Here is a 21088-nt window from a genome sequence, read left to right as displayed (position 1 = left end):
GCTAAATGTGGGAGAAATACAATGACACGCCAACAGTCTGTTTGGTTTTCCGCCTTCTTTTTAATCGCGTCTGTTACCGCGTTGAGTTTGCCTTTTGCGAGCACAGCCAATGCACATGAACGTACCTTTAACGCTACGTACGAAGTCTCAAAAGCAACCAGAATTGATATTGAAAGTGGCGTTGGTACGGTTACCTTCGAACGCTCAAGTGGTAATGAGCTGGAAGTTGAGCTGGTCGCGGAAGAGGGCGATTCAGCCTTTTTCAACGATGGCAATCTAGATGCCGTAGAGCTGACCGCTGAGCAAAGCGGTGACACCTTACGCTTACGTGTACCTGAACAGGAAGATATTGAATTGCACTGGGTCTTGCGGATGCCACAAGTCGGTGAAATAGACCTAGATTTAGGCGTCGGTGAAATCAGCGGTGAATTGGCTGCAGCTGATTTACAGATTGACCTTGGCGTTGGCGAGGTCGAGTTGGATATTTACGGTGCTATTGCTGATGTTAAAACGGATGTCGGTATTGGTGAGGTGAAAATTCGTGGTGGCGACCATACCAACAACGAGCGTCATTTTATTAGCGCTTCAGGCCGTGCCTCAGGTAGTGGCGATGCGCGTATTAATATCGACGCGGGCATTGGTGAAATTACTATCACGTTGCACGACTAATTAAGTATCGGTATAGAATTTCTGACGAGTTTGACGAAAAGATCTATGGCGCTCCAGTGATAGAAATTATCACTGGAGCTTTTTTGTGGTTATCCGATAACCAACTTAACGCTAAAATCAGCCATTCCGTCGGATTCCCATCATACGCTTGGTTGATAGTTCATTCTTTACTTGCTAGTGATGTAACTAGATTTGGTAAATGGGAACGACAATAATATGAAAAAGTTCTTTTTTGTTACTTTAGTTACGTTAACAATCAGTCTGCCAGCATGGGCCGGTCAACCGTTAAAAACAGAGCAGTGGCTCGATTTTGAACGTGTTAGTAATGTTCAAGTAGCGCCCGATGCTAGTCTAGTGCTTTACAATAGAACCCGTATCGATAAGTTGAACGACACATTGCACAGTGAAATATGGCAAGTGAAGCCTGACGGAACAAAGCATGCATTTTTGCTAAAGGGTAGTAACGCAAAATGGTCGCCAAATGGTGATCGTGTTGCTTATGTTGCTTCTGGTCACAATGACGTTCCGCAGCTGTTCGTACGATTTATGGATGGGACTGTTGCAACATCGCAAATTACCCATAATGCATTAAAGCCGCGCAATTATGTATGGTCGCCGGACGGTAAATTTATTGCTTACATTGCTCGAACTATCAAGAGTAACAAGTGGACTATGGAGCTTCCAGGAAAACCACCAGGGGCAAAATGGAATGACGATCCATTTGTAATCGATACCTTGCACTACCGGCAAGATCGTGTCGGTATGACAAATACGGGCTTTGACCACGTTTTTATCGTACCGGCTGATGGAGGAACGCCAAAACAGTTAACACATGGAGAATGGAATGTATCTCTACGTCGGCTTGGGGCTATTGCAACAGGCGGGAACCTATCTTGGAGTGCAGATGGAGAATACCTTTACTTCGATGGACAACCCCAAAAACATTCCGATATCGATGTTTTTAAATCCTTAATATACAGAGTTAAATTATCCTCGGGTGAGGTCGAGGCGATGACTTCGCCCGATGGTTATTTCCATTCTCCGATGGTATCACCAGATGGTAAGCACATTGCTTACATTGGTGCACCGGAATGGGCGGATGATACCTACCGACATACTCACATGTACATCATGAATATTGATGGTACTGGGCAACGTCGTTTGGTGGGAGACCTAGCTGGCCCACCGGAAGCTATGTTATGGGATGAAAGTTCCACGTCTGTTTATTTTACTTATGGTAAGCATGGGAGTATCAACATACACCGTGTCAATCTCCGAGGCGAGGTTGAGGCGATTACAAGCGGCGAGCAAGTTGTTGGCTTAGACTCTATTGCCAAAGATGGTACCTTGGGCTACGTGCGCTCATCACCTCAGCAGCCCGCCGATGTCTATATTGATGGTAAATCTGCGCCGAAAAAATTAACTGAACTTAATAATGACATTTTTGCGGATACGGATTTTGGCGAAGTTAAAGAAATCTGGTACGACAGCGACGATGGCACGCGAGTTCAAGGCTGGATGGTCATGCCGCCCAACTACGACGAAAATAAACAATACCCTATGGTGCTCTATATTCATGGCGGACCTCACGCTATGTATAACGTTGGTTTTAACTTTACCTTCCAAGACTTTGCTGCTAATGGCTACATTGTGCTGTACACCAATCCTCGGGGGAGCACTGGGTATGGCGCCGAATTTGCGAACGCAATCCAAGGAATGTACCCCGGCCCCAAAGATGGTAGCGATTTACTCTCTGGTGTAGATACTGCTATTGAAACTGGCTTGGTAGACCCTAATCGCTTATTTGTAACCGGTTGTTCTGGGGGAGGAGTGCTAACCACTTACTTGGTTGCGGTTACTGATCGATTTAATAGTGCGGTATCCCGTTGTCCCGTCACAAGTTGGATCGCTATGGCTGGTTATTCCGATGTACCGGCTTGGGTCTATCGATTTTTTGATGAGCCATTCTGGGAAAATCCTGATGCTTGGCTGAAAGATTCAACATTGCAGATGGTTGGCGATGTCAACACACCTGTTTTATTAATGACAGGGGATAAGGATCTCCGTACACCTTTTGAAGAAGCTGAGCAATATTTCTCAGCATTAAAAATGCGCGGGGTGCCAACTCGGCTCGTTGCTATGAAAGGGGAATATCACGGAACCGGCTCAATTCCCTCTAACTATTTGCGCACCCAATTGATGACTCGTGATTGGTTCGAAAAGTTCGACCCTGAACTTCAGAAAGCCTCCGAAGAGGCTTCTGAATAAACTAACATCGACGAAACAAGTTGGCTCCGCTTGCACCTGCGAGCGGAGCCCGATATTGAGTTTATTAAATAAGGTAATCGTCGAGACTTTTACCTTTGGCCAATGCGTCTTTCAATGCGTTGGGCATACGGCCTTGGCCAGTCCAAGTTTTGCGTTCGCCATTTGCATCGACAATGGCATATTTCGCTGGCTTAGGTGCACGTTTGCGTTTAGCTTTGGTGGTACCTTTAACCTCGCCTTGCAATAGCTCCGATGCGTCTATTCCTGCAGCCGCCATTGCTTCACGAAGTTCTTCGATTTTTCGCTGCTTCTCAGCTTCAAGTTTCTTTAATTCGGCTTGTTCTTCACGGCGGTCAGCAATAACTTTCACTAACTTTTGTTCGACTTCTTCTAATTCTTGAATAGATAATTCCTTTACCGCAGCTTTAAGACGACGTCCGTGCGTCAGGATATCTAAAAAGTCACTCATTGTTGTTACTTCCAAAGTTATAAAAAGAAATTACATTAGATGAAAAAGAAACGCCGACGACAATCTTATTTTGTCGTCGGCGATATCATACAGCGAGTGCGAATTGATAGAAAACGTATTTACATATTTGGGTAATTAGGACCGCCGGTGCCTTCTGGAGTTACCCATGTAATATTTTGGCTTGGATCTTTAATGTCACAGGTTTTGCAATGAATACAATTCTGCGCATTAATCTTAAAAACTGCTTGTCCGTCTTCTTCAACCACTTCGTAAACGCCAGCAGGGCAATAACGTTGTGCCGGCTCCGCATACTCCGGTAAATTGACCGTCAAGGGAATATCAGCGTCCTTAAGTTTTAAATGACAGGGCTGATCTTCTTCGTGATTGGTATTCGATAAATAGACCGACGATAGGCGGTCAAAGGTTAATTTATTATCGGGTTTTGGATAATCAATCGGTGAATAGGTACTCGCTTTTCCTAAACTCGCATAATCGGCAGTTTGATCTTTGATGGTAAAAGGTAATTTACCGCCGAAAAAGTTTTGATCGATGGTGTTATATGCACCACCAAACCAAGTACCAAACTTATGAATAGCTGGACCAAAGTTACGTGAACGGTAGAGTTCATCATAAAGCCATGACGCTTTAAAGTTATCAATAAAGCCAGTAAGTTCAGTCTGCGCCTGGTCAGCAGTTAAGGCTTCGTGAATCGATTCAGCCGCCAACATGCCGGATTTCATTGCCGTATGATTACCTTTGATTTTTGCGAAGTTCAACGTGCCAGCATTACAGCCCACTAGCAAGCCACCCGGCATGGTCATTTTCGGTAGCGAATAAAATCCACCTTTAGCAATCGCTCGTGCGCCGTAAGTCACCCGCTTACCACCGTTCAAAACTTTGGCAATCTCTGGGTGTGTTTTAAAGCGCTGAAACTCTTGGAACGGATTCAAGTAAGGGTTTGCGTAATTAAGATCAACGATAAGGCCGACATAAACTTGCCCGTCTTCGGCGTGATAAAGATAACCACCGCCCGTCGCATCGTCATTTAATGGCCAGCCAGTGCTGTGGACCACAAGCCCCGGTTGGTGCTGTTCAGCAGGGATATCCCAAATTTCCTTAAAGCCGATGGCATAGTGCTGTGGCGAAGCGTCGTCGTTGAGTTTGAATTCATCTTGCAAGCGTTTGCCTAAGTGACCACGGCAGCCCTCAGCGAAGACGGTATACTTCGCTCGGAGCTCCATTCCTGGCTCGAAACTCTCTTTTTGCTCGCCATCGGCAGAAACACCCATGTCGCCAGTAATGACACCCGCTACTTTGCCGTCTTCAATGATGACATCAGCGGCCGGAAAGCCAGGGAAAATTTCGACACCAAGTGCTTCGGCCTGCTCAGCTAACCAGCGGCAAACGTTGCCCATGCTGGTGATGTAATTGCCTTCATTGTGGAAGGTTTTCGGCACCATGAAGTTGGGTAGCCGACGTGCGGACTCGGCGCTATTAAAGTAAAAAATGTGGTCCTCGGTAACGGGCGTCGACAGTGGCGCGCCAAGTTCCTTCCAGTTGGGCAGTAACTCGTCTAGGGCACGTGTTTCAAAAACGGCACCAGAGAGAATATGTGCGCCGACTTCTGAGCCTTTTTCAACGACGCAGATCATGCGTTCTTGTTCTTGCTCTTGGGCAAGTTGTGCAAGGCGGATTGCAGTGGCAAGACCTGCGGGACCTGCACCTACAATGACGACATCAAACTCCATACTTTCGCGTTGCATAATGGACTCCTATAAAGACGCTGATGGTGGCTGTTGTCCGACGAATGGTGCGTCTAACAACCGACCTAATTGTGCTGCCGTAAGCGGTGGGGCTAGCAAGTTCCCCTGCGCTAGATAACAGTTTCGTTGTTTTAGAAAGTCGATTTGCTGTTGATGTTCAACGGCAACAGCAATGACCTGACAATGTGAATTTTGCGCTAGACGGATGATGCTTTCAACGAGTTCGGTTTGCACGACATCGTTAGGGATTTCCGCAATTAATTCCGGCGCTATTTTAAAGACCTGTGGCGTACAACGTTCCATGGCCTGAAGCAATTGATGACTCACCCCTAACAGGTTAACACAGAGTCGTACGCCAAGCTTTTTAAAGCAATCTAAGGTGCTGTGATGATGTTGGCAAAGTTGCAGAAACACTGCCTCATTAATATCCAGCTGCACGTGCTCTGGGGCGAGTTGGGCACGCTTGATGTGTTGCTCGAGAAGTTGCGGCAGCTCGGGCATGGTGAGTTGGCGTAAGGAAAAGTTCAGACTCATAGTGAGTTGTTCTATACCCTTGCTATGCCATTGTTTTAACTGTTGGCACGCCGTTCGAATGGCGAATTCAGTCAGCGAAAAAATGAGTCCGGTTTGCTCCATCAGGTGCAAAAATTGCTGGGGTTCGATGACGTGTCCGGTTTTAGTGCGCCACCGTATGAGCCCTTCAACTCCCTCGGCACGTTGATTACGGAGCTGGATAATAGGCTGGTAGTTTAACTCCAGTTCTTGTTTATCGAGCGCAATCCGCAACGCATGGAGTCTTTCGCGGCGCTCACCTAGCGCATGCCGTTGTTCTGGTTGATATTGTTCAATGCCGAAAAAGCCTTGTTGCTTGGCCTTATAATGGGCAGCATCGGCATTATGTAAGAGCGTCTCGAGTTGGTAGTTGGCGTCTTTCGCAAGTGCTATGCCTATGGATGCCGAACAGTAAATTTCGTGTTCATCAATAAATAACTGCGGGCGAATCGCTTCACGAATTGTTCGCGCGAGATCGAGCGCTAAATGTCCCCAGTCCTCGGTAGTATTCACGGCAACAAAAGTATCAATGTTGGTGCGTGCCAAAAATACCGACGCCGGTACGGCTTTATTGATGCGCTGGGCAATGCGTTGAATAATTTCATCGCCAACGGGATGACCGAGAGCGTGATTGAGCTCAGCTAACGAATCAATACTAATGATCAGTAAACTTAAATTCTTTTGTTCGGTGGCGCAGCGCTCGAGCAGGCCCTCAAGATGGTGGGCTAAGCCATTTTTATTTGGCAATTCAGTTTGCGCATCGTGGTCGGATAAAAAGACCAACTGAGCTTCGGTAGCATGCATGTTTTTCAGACGCTTGCGCAACTGTTTTACTTCTTGATGATGCTCTTTCACCGCTTTGTGTAAACGATGCGAACGCCAGCCAAGTACTAACCCGCCTGCGGTCAGTAATAAGCCACCAAAAAAGACCAGCTTGGCGCTCGCTGAATACATGTCGGCAAGCTTTGCCGCGGTCGGCCAAAGCTCTAACTCCCATGTATTAATTGCAAACACCAGAGGCCTTTCGATTAACCACTTATCACGCAGAGCATCAGTGCCAGCAAAACGATAAATGGTCTGTTCATTCAGTTTTACCGCAACTTGATACCCTTCAGTAATTTGCTGGCGGATCAACTGATCAAAAAGCTTATGAATGTTGACGACCAAGATGAGGTAATGCATATGCTCTGCTGTAGTAAATGGCAGTGCAATCACAATATCGGCTGGGTTTTTAGAAAAGTTCTGTGCCGGTGCACTTTGTGCATGAGGCAAGGCGGGTTCTTGGCGTAAGTTCTCAGCAATTATACTGGTCGAAAAATCTTGCGCCGGTAGCGCTTGTTCAGCATCGCGGTAACGTTCAAATTGCTTGTTGAAGTCGGTGTCGAAGACCAGAATGCGTTGCAAAGAAGGGTAATAAAGAAACAGCGAAGCGGCTTCGTCACTAAGCTGTTTAGCATAGTCGATACCACCAACTTCAAGACTACGCGCAGTCCACTCGGTAGCAAAGGCATAGTTGAGCATCATCTGGCGTAATTGGTGCTCAACTTGGCGGCTGTCGTCGCTTAATCGCTGGCGGATGGTTTGTTCTTCGGCGAGCAAAATGAACCGGGTTGACACTAAGGTCAACACACAGCCGATAAAAAAGATCAGCACTAACCGTCGCACCAACCGCCAACGCGCTTGCATGTTTCTGACTACTCCTGCAACTCAGGACGGTTGGCGAACTCACGTAAAGCATCCGGATTAGCCAGCGCATCAGTGTTCTTGACTTGCTCACCGTGAATCACTTGACGCACAGCAAGCTCAACAATCTTACCGCTAATCGTCCGTGGAATGTCATTGACCTGAGCAATCACCGCAGGTACGTGCCGAGGTGTTGCATTGGCGCGAATGGTGCTGCGTATTTGCTGTTGCAACTCGTCGTCGAGGGTTATGCCATCACGTAACCGCACAAAGAGTACGACACGTTCGTCATCTTGCCAGTGCTGACCGACCGCAATACTTTCGAGTACGGCATCAATTTTTTCGACTTGGCGATAAATCTCGGCGGTGCCAATACGCACACCACCCGGATTGAGTACGGCATCGGAACGGCCATAAATAATCACGCCGTCGTGATCGGTAAGCTCGGCGTAGTCACCGTGGGCCCATGTGTTGTCAAAACGCGCAAAATAGGCATTAAAGTAGCGCTCACCACTGTCGTCGTGCCAAAAGCCTAACGGCATACATGGGAAGCTATTGCGACACACGAGTTCGCCTTTTTCGTTGCGTACCGCTTGCCCTTGTTCATTGAAAATTTGCACATCGAGGCCTAACCCGCGGCATTGCAGCTCACCACGGTAAACGGGCAGGATAGGGCAACCCAAAGCGAAGCAAGAAACGATATCGGTACCACCTGAAATGGATGACAAACAAAGATCAGTTTTGATATCCCGATAAACATAATCAAAGCTTTCAGGCGCCAATACCGAACCTGTGGTAAGGATAGCCCGTAAGTCGTCAAGTTGGTGGCTGGTGCGTGGTTTACACTCGGCTTTTTCGAGCGCGGATAGGTATTTTGCACTGGTGCCAAACACGCTAATGCCTTCTTGATCGGCAATGTCCCACAATACACTCGGTTGCGGGTAAAAAGGCGAGCCGTCGAACAGCACCAACGTGGCGCCCTGGGCAAGGCCAGACACGAGCCAATTCCACATCATCCAACCACAGGTGGTGAAATAGAAAAATACATCATCGCGGTTGATGTCCGTGTGCAGCGCATGTTCTTTTAAGTGCTGCAATAAGGTGCCACCGGCGCCGTGTACGATACATTTGGGCACGCCGGTAGTGCCTGAACTAAACATGATGTAAAGCGGATGATTAAAGTCTGTTTGCACGAATTCTAAAGCGGGCGTTTCATGCTTGCTCGCAACAATAGCGTGCCAATCGAAACTGGCTTCGGGGAGCTCTTGCTCGAGCTCGGCAAAGGCGACAAAAATAGTCTGTTTGAGGCTTGGTAATTGCGCGCGAATGGCACTGGTCTTGTCGCTGATATCGATGGTTTTTCCATTATAGAAGTAACCATCGACGGTAAGTAAAACCTTCGGTTCAATTTGACCGAAACGATCAAGTACGCCTTGCACACCAAAGTCGGGCGAGCAAGATGACCAAATGGCGCCCAAACTGGTGGTGGCCAGCATAGCGATAATCGTTTCACAGCAATTGGGCATCATCGCGGCAACGCGGTCGCCTTTTTGCACGCCTAAACTGCGCAGATGCGCTGCAACAAGAGCAACTTGGCGGTGCAATTCTTGGTAGCTCAATGCTTGACGTGCGCCATTTTCACCACGGAACACCAAAGCGATACGCTCATCATTGTAGCGCATCAAATTTTCGGCGAAATTTAGGCGTGCATCAGGGAACCAACGTGCGCCTGGGAGCTTGTCTTGGTCGATGACAGTACGTTCGCCTGGCTCGCCGATCACCGCTAAGTAATCCCACGCATAACGCCAAAAGTCTGCACTGTGCTCGACCGACCATTGATGTAAATCGTGGTAGTTGGCGAGCGCTAAGTTTTGGTCTTGATTCAGACATTGCATAAAATGCGTCATACGCGCAGCGGCAATAGTGTCTGCTGAAGGTTGCCACAGCATTTTCGTTGTCATTTTCTGGCCCCCGTAGATTTAATGTGAGTGTTTGGCGATTTCGGCTAACGCAACGTTTGAACGTGGTTGTTGACCCAACGTACTGCAGATACGCTGCCCAGCAGTGATCAGTTGGGCTAAATCGATACCGGTGTCGTAGCCCATGCCATGAAGCATGTAAACGACATCTTCGCTAGCAACATTGCCACTGGCTCCTTTGGCATAAGGGCAGCCACCGAGTCCGGCAACAGCACTATCGATGGTGCGAACGCCAAGTGGCAAACAGCTGGCAATATTAGCCAGCGCTTGCCCGTAGGTATTGTGAAAGTGCAGGGCAAGCTGTTCCATCGGTACTTTGGCGGCGACGGCTTCGAGCATACGTTGAGCTTTTAATGGCGTGCCAACGCCAATCGTATCGCCTAATGAGACCTCGTAGCAGCCCATTTGATAAAGCTTTTCTGCTACCCATGCAACTTGATCGGGTGCGATGTCGCCGTCATAGGGGCAACCTAACACGCAACTCACGTAACCGCGGACTTTTATACCATTGTCGGCCGCAGCAGCTAATACCGGAGTAAAGCGCTCGAGACTTTCAGCAATGCTGCAGTTGATGTTTTTCTGACTGAAGCCCTCTGAGGCCGCACCAAAGATAGCAACTTCGTCAGCGCGCGCCGCCATCGCCGCCTCGAAGCCTTTCAGATTTGGCGTCAACGCTGCGTAGGTAACGCCAGATTGACGTGTGATCCCGGCAAAGACGTCGCCGCTGTCAGCCATTTGCGGCACCCATTTGGGACTCACAAAAGAGCCTGTTTCGATGTAATCGACACCGGCACGCGCGAGATCGTTTACCAGTTGAATTTTGGCTGCGGTCGTAACAGCCTGCTCATTCTGCAGGCCATCACGTGGGCCAACTTCAACAATTTTAATGCGTTCCGACATTATTCTGCCTCTTCTGCTTTGATGCTGACTAACTCAGCGCCATCGCTAACAAGGTCACCTGCGGCGTAAAATACTTGCTCAACGGTACCGGCGTGACTGGCACGAATGGTGTATTCCATTTTCATTGCTTCCATGATCACGACCGCCTGATCAGCTTCAACGTTATCGCCTTGCTTCACTAGCACTTCAACGATGGTACCGTTCATGGGTGCATTCATTGAACCAGCGGCCGTGTCTTGCGCTAAGGTGTCGGCGACTAAATGCCGAGCAAAGCGTACACTTAAGGCGCTCGAAAAGACGGTAATATCGTGTTCAGTATGCATCACGTAGACGTTAAAGCGATGTCCGTCTTTGCTAACCTTGAGCTGGTCGCCGTAAAGTTCACCCTGCCAACTACTGTCATTGTAGTTGCTCCGCCAACCGGTTGCGGTTGCCGTGAGGCTCACATTGTAATCCTGCTCATTGTGTTGCAGTTGCAAGCTAAATTGCTCAGGTTGATTCAAACGGAAGTTACGGGCATGACGCCACACATCATTTGCAGAACTTTGTTCAATCAGGTTCTCGGCTAAGGTAGCGAGCACCGCGTAGTCTTCAATGGTTGCCGCGGTAGGCGCTTGGAACAACGCATCGTGATGCTTTTCAATGAAGCGCGTAGTAAGTTCAGCACGTTGAAAGTCCTTATGCCGCGCGATAGCGCGCAAGAAATCAATATTGGTGCGCACGCCGGCAATCCGATAGTCATCCAAAGCTTGCAGTAAGCGGCGCAGCGCAATGGTGCGATCTTCACCCCACACCACGAGTTTGGCGATCATTGGATCATAAAACGCGCTCACTTCGTCGCCTTCGACGACACCGCTATCAATCCGCACATGTGCTGAGGTTTGTGGCGTACGCAAATGATGCAAGGTACCGGTGCTTGGTAAAAAGTCGTTGGCCGGATCTTCGGCATAAATCCGCGCCTCAAAGGCGTGGCCATGCAACATGATTTGATCTTGTGCAAGTGGTAATGTTTCACCGCTGGCGACGCGCAATTGCCATTCTACAAGATCTTGTCCAGTGACCATTTCGGTCACTGGATGTTCAACCTGCAAACGGGTATTCATTTCCATGAAGTAGAAGCTGTTATCCGTGTCGAGTAAGAACTCAACGGTACCGGCACCTACATAGTCGATGGCTTGTGCCGCGCGCACGGCAGCTTCACCCATGGCCTTGCGCGTACGTTCACTAAGGGCCGGGGCAGGGGCTTCTTCAATGACTTTCTGGTGGCGACGCTGCACTGAACAATCGCGCTCGGCGAGGTACACTGCATTGCCATGTTGGTCGCAAAATACCTGAATTTCGACGTGGCGTGGGCGCGTGATAAACTTTTCCACCAGCATCTTATCGTTACCAAACGAGGCTTTTGCCTCACGTTTGGCAGACTGCAAAGCTTCATCGAAGTCTTTGGCGCTTTCAACCACGCGCATGCCTTTACCACCGCCACCGTAGGCTGCTTTAAGTAGCACCGGGTAACCGATAACGTCAGCTTCAGACTTGAGTTTCTTAACACCTTGTTCGTTGCCGTGGTACCCCGGCACTAAAGGTACTTCAGCTTCACTCATGATCGACTTGGCAGCGCTTTTCGAGCCCATGGCCGCGATCGCACTGGTTGGCGGGCCAACGAAGATGATGTTGTTATCAGCACAAGCATCCGCAAAGGCTTCGTTCTCAGATAAAAAGCCGTAGCCAGGGTGAATTGCATCGGCGCCAGTTTGTTTGGCCGCAGCAATGATTTTATCGATCACCAAGTAACTTTCGGCACTCGGTGCAGGGCCAATAAAAATGCTTTCGTCGGCCATTTGCACATGTTGTGCGTGGCGATCCGCAGCCGAGTAGACAGCAACGGTACTGATGCCCATCGCTTGCGCCGTGCGCATGATGCGGCAGGCGATTTCGCCGCGGTTAGCAATTAGCAATTTGTTGATCATTGCGGATCCTTTTTCCAGTTCGGGCTGCGTTTTTCTAAAAAAGCGGTTAAGCCTTCTTGACCTTCGGCTGAGACACGGATCTCAGCAATGCGCTCAATGGTGAGGCGCTGACTTTCTGCGGCAATGGGTTGTTGGTCGATGTCAGCAATGAGTCGCTTACAGGCGCTAACTGCTGCAGGACTATTCGCCAGGAATGTCGCAAGCAGGTTAGCGAGGGCACTGTCAAAGTCGTCGACAATGTCGTGCACCAAGCCCATTTGTTGCGCTTGGGCCGCACTAAATCGTTCCGCCGTGAGCATATAGCGGCGCGACTGTCGGGTACCGATGGCACGCATAACGTAAGGGCTGATCACCGCAGGGATGAGGCCAATTTTCACTTCACTTAAGCAAAAGCTACTGCGCTCTTCGGCAAGTACGATGTCGCTGCATGCGGCAAGGCCAACAGCGCCACCAAAAGCGGCACCTTGAACCAAAGCAATAGTGGGTTTACTAAGTTCGTCCAGAGTCGCCATGAGTCGCGCTAATTCACTGGCGTCAGCAATGTTCTCGTCGTAGTTCTTGTCCGCCATGGAACGCATCCAGCCAAGGTCTGCCCCAGCAGAAAAATTGCGGCCATTGGAACGTAACACGAGCACGCGAGCTGCTTTGTCTTGCTCGACCTGCGTGAGCGCATCGATAAGCTCGCCGATCATAACATCGTCAAAGGCGTTGTGGACCTCTGGGCGATTTAACGTCAGCGTTGCAACGCCATCGTTAGTTTTGAGCGTTATGTACTGATAATTCATGCAGCCTCCTATTACATGCGGAACACGCCGAATTTGGTTTCGGCGATCGGTGCATTGTTAGCGGCAGCAAGGCTTAAGCCGAGCACGGTGCGTGTTTGTGCAGGGTCGATGATGCCATCGTCCCACAAGCGGGCGGAGGCGTAATAGGGGTGTCCCTGCTGTTCATATTGCTCGATAATCGGCTGTTTAAGTTTTTTCTCTGCCGCGGCAGACATTTTTTCACCTTTGCGAGCCATATTGTCTTTGGTAACTTGCGCCATTACACCGGCTGCTTGTTCGCCGCCCATCACGGAAATACGTGCATTCGGCCACATGAACATAAGCGTCGGGTCGTAAGCACGACCGCACATGCCGTAGTTACCAGCGCCGTAGCTACCGCCAATCAGTACGGTAAATTTCGGTACTTGCGCGCAACTCACTGCTGTCACCATTTTGGCACCATGTTTAGCGATGCCTTCGGCTTCGTATTTTTTACCGACCATAAAGCCGGTGATGTTTTGTAAAAAGACCAGTGGAATGTTGCGCTGCGCGCAGAGCTCAATAAAGTGAGCGCCTTTTTGTGCTGACTCGGAGAATAAAATACCGTTGTTGGCAACAATACCAACCGGATAGCCGTGAATGCGGGCGAATCCGGTGACCAAGGTATTACCGTAATTCTGTTTAAATTCATCAAAGTCAGAGTCATCAACAATGCGCGCGATGACTTCATGCACGTCGTAAGGCTTGCGTAAGTCGGTGCCGACAATGCCGTACAACTCTTCAGCAGCGTAACGCGGTGGTTTGACTTCACTCGGCGTTAATGGCTGTGCTGGTTGATAGTTCAAACGTGCCACCGAGCGGCGCGCCAAGGCGAGGGCATGTTCGTCATTCATGGCATAGTGATCAGCAACGCCGGACACCCGCGTATGTACGTCGGCGCCACCTAACTCTTCAGCGCTGACTTCTTCACCGGTCGCCGCCTTTACGAGTGGCGGGCCAGCTAAGAAAATCGTGCCTTGTTCTTTGACGATAATGCTTTCGTCTGCCATGGCTGGTACATAGGCACCACCAGCGGTGCAGAGCCCCATAACCACAGCGATTTGAGGAATACCTTTTGCTGACATGTTGGCTTGATTAAAGAAAATCCGGCCAAAATGGTCGCGATCGGGGAATACTTCGTCTTGGCGTGGCAAGAATGCACCGCCTGAGTCCACCAAATAAATGCACGGTAGGTGGCAGCGTTCAGCAATTTCTTGCGCACGTAAATGTTTCTTGACGGTGAGCGGGTAGTAGGTGCCACCTTTAACCGTGGCATCATTGGCTACGATCATGCATTGCACGCCTTCTACGGTACCGATACCGGCGACGACACCGGCGGCCGGTACGGTATCGTCATAACATTCCCAAGCGGCAAATTGGCCAACTTCAAGGAAAGGCGAGCCACTGTCGAGCAGTTTCTCAATACGTTGACGCGCAAGTAATTTACCCCGCGCTAAATGGCGCTCTTGGTATTTTGGCCCGCCTCCTTGCTTGATCACGTCGACCTTTTGATACAGGTCATCGACCACTTCTTGCATGGCTTTGACATTCGCCAAGAACGTTTCGTCTTTCGGATTAATCGAACTGGTTAATACCGTCACAATAGAGCTCCTGCTTAAGCGGATTCGCTAAAAAGTTCACGACCAATCAGCATACGGCGAATTTCTGACGTACCAGCACCAATTTCGTAGAGTTTAGCGTCACGCAACAAACGGCCGGTAGGGTACTCATTGATATAACCATTGCCGCCAAGCAACTGAATCGCATCCAACGCTAATTGTGTGGCAAGTTCTGCTGCGTACAGAATCGCACCAGCGGCATCTTTGCGAGTGGTTTCGCCGCGATCACAGCTTTGCGCTACCGCATAGACATAGGCACGCGCCGCATTGGTACGGGTATACATGTCGGCGACTTTACCTTGGATCAATTGAAATTGCCCAATGCTTTGACCGAATTGTTTGCGATCGTGAATGTAAGGTACGACGACGTCTAAACAGGCTTGCATAATACCAATTGGGCCTGCGGCAAGGACGGCGCGCTCATAATCAAGGCCACTCATTAACACTTCTACACCGCCGTCAAGCTCGCCGAGAATGTTCTCAGCTGGTACTTTACAGTCTTCAAATACAAGCTCGCAGGTGTTGGAACCGCGCATGCCCAGCTTATCGAGCTTCTGTGCGGTGCGGAAACCAGGGAAGTCTTTTTCGATAATAAATGCGGTAATGCCGCGCGAATTCTTATCAGGGCTCGTTTTCGCATAAACCACGAGGACATCGGCATCAGGACCATTCGTAATCCACATCTTGTTGCCGTTAAGTACATAGTGGTCGCCTTTAAGTTCAGCACGAAGCTTCATGCTCACCACATCTGAACCGGCGTTTGGCTCACTCATGGCAAGGGCGCCGACATGTTCACCGGTACAGAGTTTCGGTAGATATTTTTGCTTTTGCTCTTCGTTACCATTCCGGGCAATTTGGTTGACGCAAAGATTCGAATGCGCGCCGTAGCTCAAACCGACTGAGGCCGATGCGCGGCTGATTTCTTCCATCGCGATAACGTGTTCAAGATAGCCAAGGCCAGAACCACCGTATTCTTCTGGTACGGTCATGCCAAGTAGGCCAAGATCGCCAAATTTGCGCCACAAATCAGCCGGAAATTCGTTGCTTTCATCAATTTCTGCTGCCCGCGGAGCGATTTCGTCACGTGCGAATGCATTTACCGTTTCACGGATCATGTCGGCGGTTTCGCCGAGCCCAAAATTTAAACTACTGAATTGGCTAATCATAACTACTCCTGGCTAACTTTGGCTGGTTGGGCATTGGCGTCTTGCAATTCGTTTAACTCGTCGCGGCAACGCTCTTCTAAATTACCCAATTCCACTAAAATAACTTTAATGTCTTCAAGTTGTTGATGCAGCGACGCACGCTTCTCATCGATCAACTCAAAAATCGTTTGTAACTGACGCGCACTACTGTTTTCCATGTCATACAGATCAAACAAACGCTTCGTTTCGGCGAGTGAAAAGCCGAGGCGTTTGCCACGTAAGATGAGTTTTAAGCGCACACGGTCTTTGTTGGTATAAAGGCGTGTTTGTCCCTGCCGACTTGGTGTCAACAGGCCCTGATCTTCGTAAAAGCGAATACTGCGGGTGGTAATGTCAAATTCCCGTGCCAATTCGCCGATGCTGTAGGTGGTGGTATCGTTCATTTTTGCTTGCATTCGGTAGTGGTAGAGCGTTAAGCTTAAATCAAGTTGACGTTAACGTAAAGGTTAAAACCAAAACAGCGTTATTCGAGCGCTTTGCTTTTCGTCCGCTTCGCTGTTTGTCCGTGCTTCGCACTGTTCGAGGAATCCCGAATAGCGAACGAAGTGAGCGGACGAACAGTGAGGCGAAGCCGAACGCACGAACAACGAAGAACGGTTTTCATGAGAGGTATTTATGTCTGATTCTGTGGTGATTGTGGCTGCGAAACGCACGCCAATGGGTGGTTTCCAAGGTAGCTTGAGCGCGGTTGATGCGCCGCACCTTGGTGCCGCAGCGATTAAAGCAGCCGTTGCTGAGAGCGGTCTGCAAGCGAGTGATGTGAACGAAGTCATTATGGGCAACGTGTTACCCGCGGGACTGGGCCAAGCGCCAGCGCGGCAAGCGAGCTTGTATGCGGAGTTACCACAGAGTGCCGGTGCGACGACCATTAATAAGGTTTGTGGCTCAGGTTTGAAGGCGGTGATGTTTGCTCATGATTTACTGCATGTGGGTTCTGCCGACGTTGTTGTTGCTGGTGGAATGGAAAGCATGTCGAATGCACCGTACTTGCTGAAAAAGGCGCGGGCTGGATTCCGTATGGGGCATGATGCGATTTACGATCACATGATGCTGGATGGCTTGGAAGATGCCTACGAAGGCAAAGCAATGGGGTGTTACGCACAAGGTACGGCTGACGATTACAAATTGGATCGTGAAGCGATGGATGCGTTTGCAATTGAATCGTTAAATCGTGCGCAAACCGCTATCAAAGATGGTGCGTTTGCTAACGAGATTGTTGATGTGACCTATAGCACGCGTAAGGGCGACGTGACGGTGAGCATTGACGAACAACCGGGTAAGGCGATGCCGGAGAAGATTCCAGGCTTACGTCCTGCCTTTGCTAAAGACGGCACGATTACTGCTGCGAACTCGAGTTCGATTTCGGATGGTGCTGCGGCATTGGTGTTGATGCGGGAAAGTGATGCGCAAGCCCGTGGTTTGCAGCCTTTAGCGCGCGTGGTAGGGCATGCAACGCACTCGCAAGCGCCCGCTGAGTTTACCGTAGCGCCGATTGGCGCAATGACGAAGTTATTGGAACGTGTCGGCTGGCAGAAAGACGACGTGGATCTGTGGGAGATCAACGAAGCGTTTGCCATGGTGACCATGCTCGCGATTCAAGAAATGCAGCTTGATCATGGCAAAGTGAATGTGCACGGCGGGGCTTGCGCTTTAGGTCACCCGATTGGCGCCAGTGGCGCGCGTTTGTTGGTCACCTTGCTGCATGCCCTGAAGCGTCAGGGCAAACAGCGTGGTGTCACGTCGCTGTGTATTGGCGGCGGTGAAGCGGTGGCCGTTGCGGTCGAAATGCTTTAAGCCACAGGTTTGCGGGAGGCAAGGTAAACGGAGCTGGCCAAAATCGCAGCTCCGAGTGCGAGGCGCAGCCAATCGACATCTTGCCCCCAAAAAACGAAGTTCACCAACAGGCCAGCGGGGATCAGCATGTTGTTCATGGTCGCCAGCTGGGCCGTGTTAACACGCTTAGCCCCTAGGTTCCAAGCCAAGTAACCAAGACCCGACGCAGCGAGCCCTAACCACAATAAGATGCCCCATTGTAAAACGTTTGTGGGCTGCATCTCGATATTGGCAAAGGCGAGCATGGCAAGACCGGTGACGAGGGTCGCGCCGATGAAAAATAAGGCGAAGACATGCACCTGATTGCGTGCGTTACCCAGTGGTAAGCGCTTGTAGAAAACTTGACCAGCGGCAAAACAAAGGTTGGCGCCTTGGATCAGTAGAAAACCGTAAAGGTAACTATCACTTAAGGTGTTAAAGCGAATGACTGCGGCACCAAGTACGGCTAATCCGGCAGCGAGCCACCAACGTAAGGGTAAATGTTTACGTTGGAAAATAACATCGTCAATGAGCGTGACATACAGCGGTGTGAAAATGGTGAAGAGTAGAACTTCGGCGACACTCAAATACAAAAACGCATGGTAGAGCAATAAATACATTACGCCAATTTGAATGGCACCTATACCAGCAAGAGCAAGTTGTTTCGTGAGCGGTAAACGGCGTGGTCGCCAAAGCGGTAAAAATAGCAGCAGGGCTAAGGCCATGCGGATAAATACAGCGATATAGCCATCAACGCGACCAGCTAAAAACTCGCCGATGAGTGAAAAACTGGCGGCCCAAAGTAAAGTGACGGCCCAAAGGATCCACATGGAAAGTTGCTCCTATTGTTGCGGTGACGAGGTTTGCGGTTGGTGGCTATCGCGATAGTCGCTTGGGGCAACGCCCATGACCTTTTTAAACAGTCGCGAAAAGTAATACGGGTCATCGAAGCCAAGGCTTTGCGCTATCGCACGCACGGTAGCGGTACTGGTATCAAGCTGCCGACAGGCGAGTTTAATTTTGAGCTCATTGAAGTAGCGCATCGGCGACGTACCTGTGACGGTTTTGAATTTTTTTGCGAAATGATAGCGCGACAAGCCAGCAACAGCGGCAAGATCTTCGAGATCTAAATCGCGATGGCTATTGTCTTGCATGAACCGTTCGAGCGCAAGCAGGTCAAAACTATGATGCTGCTGGGCTTGCTCGGCTAACTGCGGTAGTTGCGCCAACAGCTGTTGCAGCAAGGTGGCAGCGATGACGGCATTATGTCGTTGCCAGCGTTGGTGCTGTAAATTGAGCAGCGTGGTGACGATGGGAAGCAGGTTTTGCCAAGCGCTTAAGGTGAGTACAAACTTGGCCGGCTTAGTGGTCGAAGAAAGACCAAGGAAGTCCATGCTTTTAGCTGCGGAGCTTCCACTGTAGTGAGCCCAGTAAATACTCCAAGGATCATCGCTATTGGCTTGATAACGATGCGGAAAACCAGCTGGCAACAATAACAGCTGACCTGCTGAAAGTTCGCCCGCAACATGGCCGTGCGGGGTGGTAATACGATAATGGCCGCGCCCTTGATGGCAAAAAATGAGTAAGTAATCGGTGTGCTGGTCGCGCTCTACATGATGGCCTTTGGCAGCAATGTAATGACCATAAGCAAGGGGAAAAAGATGGCGGGTCAGCGGGTGCCCAGCTAAGTGCTCGATGAGTTCTAGCGGCATCACCACACGAGAACTACCAGCAGGTAACGGCCAGGCCGAAGGTTGGCTCATAGGCTTGCAATCCAAGAAAAGGTTTAAAATAACAATTTTGTCCATTATAGGGGCAAAATCGTCAATGTTAAAGCGACCCGTTCAATGCTTAAATACGGGTCATTAAAAACAGAACATGAGGTTATTTCCATGACGCAACAGGTCCCCCTTTATATCGATGGCGAATTCGTGCAATCGAAAACTGACAAATGGATTGATGTTACCAATCCAGCAACTCAAGAAGTTATTGCTAAAGCGCCTTGCGCAACGCAAGAAGAAATGGAAGCAGCGGTAGCCAGTGCGAAAAAGGCATTCTTAACTTGGAAAGAAACGCCAGTTTCTGAGCGCGCACGGGTGATGATGCGCTATCAAGCGTTACTAAAAGAGCACCATGATGAAATCGCCGAAATCCTTGCCAGCGAAACCGGTAAGACTTTTGACGATGCGAAAGGCGATGTTTGGCGCGGTATTGAAGTGGTTGAGCATGCGGCGAACATTCCATCGCTGGTAATGGGCGAAACCGTTGAAAACGTAGCCCGCGGTATCGATACCTACAGCTACACGCAGCCGTTGGGTGTGTGCGCCGGTATTACCCCGTTTAACTTCCCTGCCATGATTCCGCTATGGATGTTCCCGCTGGCGATTGCCTGTGGTAACACCTTTATCCTGAAGCCGTCTGAGCAAGATCCACTAACGCCAACACGCTTAGTTGAATTGTTTGAGCAAGCTGGCGCGCCGAAGGGCGTGTTGCAAGTGATTCATGGTGCTAAAGACCAAGTGGACTTTATTCTTGATGAACCAGCGGTTCGCGCGATTTCGTTTGTTGGTTCAGTGCCAGTAGGCCAATACATTTATCGCCGTGGTACCGAGAACATGAAGCGCGTGCAAGCTTTCGCTGGCGCGAAGAACCACTGCGTAATCATGCCTGATGCCAAGAAGAGTCAAGTGATCAGCAACTTGGTTGGTGCCTCAGTAGGTGCTGCCGGTCAGCGTTGTATGGCGATTTCAGTGGCGGTATTTGTTGGTGCCGCGAAAGAATGGATCCCAGAGATTGCTGCAGAGTTGAAGAAAGTGCGTCCTGGCGCATGGAATGATAAAGACGCGGCCTATGGCCCGTTAATCAGCCCGCAAGCGAAGCAGCGCGTCGAGAACTTTATTAAGCAAGGCCAAGCTGAAGGCGCCAGCTTGCTGGTTGACGGTCGTGACTGCCAAGTTGAAGGCTTCCCGAACGGCAACTGGGTTGGCCCAACCATGTTCAGTGATGTGACAACGGACATGGAAATCTACAAGAACGAAATCTTTGGCCCAGTTCTGTGTGCGACCAGCACCGAAACGCTTGAAGAAGCCATTGCGTTGGTTAATGCAAACCCATACGGTAACGGTACCTCTATCTTCACCGCTAGCGGCGCTGCGGGACGTAAATACCAGCACGAAGTTGAAGTGGGTCAGGTGGGGATCAATATTCCAATTCCGGTACCACTGCCGTTCTTCTCGTTCACCGGTTGGAAAGGCTCGTTCTTTGGTGATTTGCACGCCTACGGTAAGCAAGCAGTGCGTTTCTACAGTGAAACCAAAACCATTACTGCACGTTGGTTCGAGAGCGATATCGCCGATGCCAGCGGCCCTAATATGACCATTCACTTGAAGTAAGAGGTGA

At 49.8% G+C, this 21088-nt stretch carries 16 protein-coding genes; 4 read left to right on the top strand and 12 right to left on the bottom strand.

Annotated features, from left to right (window positions below):
- The first annotated feature begins 21 nt into the window (after window positions 1–21).
- Complete coding sequence (locus NV375_RS03620) at window positions 22–669, top strand: hypothetical protein (RefSeq protein WP_258807003.1); 648 nt, start codon at window positions 22–24, stop codon at window positions 667–669.
- Window positions 670–885: 216 nt separating this feature from the next.
- Entirely contained in the window at window positions 886–2937 is a 2052-nt protein-coding gene (locus NV375_RS03615) for a S9 family peptidase (protein WP_258807002.1), read from the top strand.
- 64 nt (window positions 2938–3001) lie between these two features.
- Here the strand turns inward: NV375_RS03615 and NV375_RS03610 are convergent, their stop codons facing one another.
- The 10 genes from NV375_RS03610 to NV375_RS03565 all read right to left on the bottom strand — a co-directional run bounded on the left by NV375_RS03610 (window position 3002) and on the right by NV375_RS03565 (window position 16260).
- Window positions 3002–3406, bottom strand: coding sequence for an H-NS family nucleoid-associated regulatory protein (locus tag NV375_RS03610; RefSeq protein WP_258807001.1), 405 nt, complete (start codon window positions 3404–3406; stop codon window positions 3002–3004).
- Between the two features lie 119 nt (window positions 3407–3525).
- Window positions 3526–5169 carry an electron transfer flavoprotein-ubiquinone oxidoreductase gene (locus tag NV375_RS03605; protein WP_258807000.1) on the bottom strand — a complete coding sequence of 548 codons (1644 nt, stop codon included), beginning with the start codon at window positions 5167–5169 and terminating at the stop codon, window positions 3526–3528.
- 9 nt (window positions 5170–5178) lie between these two features.
- Window positions 5179–7407, bottom strand: a complete 2229-nt coding sequence (locus tag NV375_RS03600) for a bifunctional diguanylate cyclase/phosphodiesterase (RefSeq protein WP_258806999.1) — start codon at window positions 7405–7407, stop codon at window positions 5179–5181.
- Window positions 7408–7415: 8 nt separating this feature from the next.
- Window positions 7416–9365 carry an acetoacetate--CoA ligase gene (locus NV375_RS03595; RefSeq protein WP_258806998.1) on the bottom strand — a complete coding sequence of 650 codons (1950 nt, stop codon included), beginning with the start codon at window positions 9363–9365 and terminating at the stop codon, window positions 7416–7418.
- 18 nt (window positions 9366–9383) lie between these two features.
- Entirely contained in the window at window positions 9384–10283 is a 900-nt protein-coding gene (locus NV375_RS03590; protein WP_258806997.1) for a hydroxymethylglutaryl-CoA lyase, read from the bottom strand.
- Entirely contained in the window at window positions 10283–12250 is a 1968-nt protein-coding gene (locus NV375_RS03585) for an acetyl/propionyl/methylcrotonyl-CoA carboxylase subunit alpha (RefSeq protein ID WP_258806996.1), read from the bottom strand. Before NV375_RS03585 ends, NV375_RS03590 begins: the two co-directional genes overlap by 1 nt.
- On the bottom strand, window positions 12247–13035 hold the full coding sequence (locus tag NV375_RS03580; protein ID WP_258806995.1) for an enoyl-CoA hydratase-related protein: 789 nt from the start codon (window positions 13033–13035) through the stop codon (window positions 12247–12249). Before NV375_RS03580 ends, NV375_RS03585 begins: the two co-directional genes overlap by 4 nt.
- Window positions 13036–13046: 11 nt before the next feature.
- A complete protein-coding gene (locus tag NV375_RS03575; protein ID WP_258806994.1) occupies window positions 13047–14654 on the bottom strand; it encodes a carboxyl transferase domain-containing protein in 1608 nt (535 codons plus the stop codon).
- Window positions 14655–14668: 14 nt separating this feature from the next.
- Entirely contained in the window at window positions 14669–15838 is a 1170-nt protein-coding gene (locus NV375_RS03570) for an isovaleryl-CoA dehydrogenase (RefSeq protein ID WP_258806993.1), read from the bottom strand.
- A 2-nt stretch (window positions 15839–15840) separates the two neighbouring features.
- Complete coding sequence (locus NV375_RS03565; RefSeq protein WP_126770627.1) at window positions 15841–16260, bottom strand: MerR family DNA-binding transcriptional regulator; 420 nt, start codon at window positions 16258–16260, stop codon at window positions 15841–15843.
- 232 nt (window positions 16261–16492) lie between these two features.
- Between NV375_RS03565 and NV375_RS03560 the strand changes: the two genes are divergently transcribed.
- Window positions 16493–17671: an acetyl-CoA C-acyltransferase gene (locus NV375_RS03560; protein WP_126770625.1), complete on the top strand. Its 1179-nt coding sequence runs from the start codon at window positions 16493–16495 to the stop codon at window positions 17669–17671.
- Here the strand turns inward: NV375_RS03560 and NV375_RS03555 are convergent.
- Window positions 17668–18519: an EamA family transporter gene (locus NV375_RS03555; protein WP_258806992.1), complete on the bottom strand. Its 852-nt coding sequence runs from the start codon at window positions 18517–18519 to the stop codon at window positions 17668–17670. The two genes, NV375_RS03560 and NV375_RS03555, sit on opposite strands and share 4 nt — an antisense overlap.
- Before the next feature lie 12 nt (window positions 18520–18531).
- Window positions 18532–19452: an AraC family transcriptional regulator gene (locus tag NV375_RS03550; protein WP_258806991.1), complete on the bottom strand. Its 921-nt coding sequence runs from the start codon at window positions 19450–19452 to the stop codon at window positions 18532–18534.
- A 129-nt stretch (window positions 19453–19581) separates the two neighbouring features.
- On the opposite strand from NV375_RS03550, the gene NV375_RS03545 reads away from it, so the two are divergent.
- On the top strand, window positions 19582–21081 hold the full coding sequence (locus NV375_RS03545) for a CoA-acylating methylmalonate-semialdehyde dehydrogenase (RefSeq protein WP_258806990.1): 1500 nt from the start codon (window positions 19582–19584) through the stop codon (window positions 21079–21081).
- The last annotated feature ends 7 nt before the right edge of the window (window positions 21082–21088 follow it).

It is taken from the genome of Pseudidiomarina sp. CB1, from assembly GCF_024752025.1.
GTDB lineage: Bacteria > Pseudomonadota > Gammaproteobacteria > Enterobacterales > Alteromonadaceae > Pseudidiomarina.
Note: the sequence above shows the minus strand (reverse complement) of the source record. Positions and strands in the feature narration are given on the sequence as shown.

Coding starts and splice junctions, on each gene's coding strand:
- NV375_RS03620 (WP_258807003.1), top strand. CDS start 22: ATGACACGCCAACAGTCTGTTTGGTTTTCCGCCTTCTTTTTAATCGCG.
- NV375_RS03615 (WP_258807002.1), top strand. CDS start 886: ATGAAAAAGTTCTTTTTTGTTACTTTAGTTACGTTAACAATCAGTCTG.
- NV375_RS03610 (WP_258807001.1), bottom strand. CDS start 3,406: ATGAGTGACTTTTTAGATATCCTGACGCACGGACGTCGTCTTAAAGCT.
- NV375_RS03605 (WP_258807000.1), bottom strand. CDS start 5,169: ATGCAACGCGAAAGTATGGAGTTTGATGTCGTCATTGTAGGTGCAGGT.
- NV375_RS03600 (WP_258806999.1), bottom strand. CDS start 7,407: ATGCAAGCGCGTTGGCGGTTGGTGCGACGGTTAGTGCTGATCTTTTTT.
- NV375_RS03595 (WP_258806998.1), bottom strand. CDS start 9,365: ATGACAACGAAAATGCTGTGGCAACCTTCAGCAGACACTATTGCCGCT.
- NV375_RS03590 (WP_258806997.1), bottom strand. CDS start 10,283: ATGTCGGAACGCATTAAAATTGTTGAAGTTGGCCCACGTGATGGCCTG.
- NV375_RS03585 (WP_258806996.1), bottom strand. CDS start 12,250: ATGATCAACAAATTGCTAATTGCTAACCGCGGCGAAATCGCCTGCCGC.
- NV375_RS03580 (WP_258806995.1), bottom strand. CDS start 13,035: ATGAATTATCAGTACATAACGCTCAAAACTAACGATGGCGTTGCAACG.
- NV375_RS03570 (WP_258806993.1), bottom strand. CDS start 15,838: ATGATTAGCCAATTCAGTAGTTTAAATTTTGGGCTCGGCGAAACCGCC.
- NV375_RS03565 (WP_126770627.1), bottom strand. CDS start 16,260: ATGAACGATACCACCACCTACAGCATCGGCGAATTGGCACGGGAATTT.
- NV375_RS03560 (WP_126770625.1), top strand. CDS start 16,493: ATGTCTGATTCTGTGGTGATTGTGGCTGCGAAACGCACGCCAATGGGT.
- NV375_RS03555 (WP_258806992.1), bottom strand. CDS start 18,519: ATGTGGATCCTTTGGGCCGTCACTTTACTTTGGGCCGCCAGTTTTTCA.
- NV375_RS03550 (WP_258806991.1), bottom strand. CDS start 19,452: ATGAGCCAACCTTCGGCCTGGCCGTTACCTGCTGGTAGTTCTCGTGTG.
- NV375_RS03545 (WP_258806990.1), top strand. CDS start 19,582: ATGACGCAACAGGTCCCCCTTTATATCGATGGCGAATTCGTGCAATCG.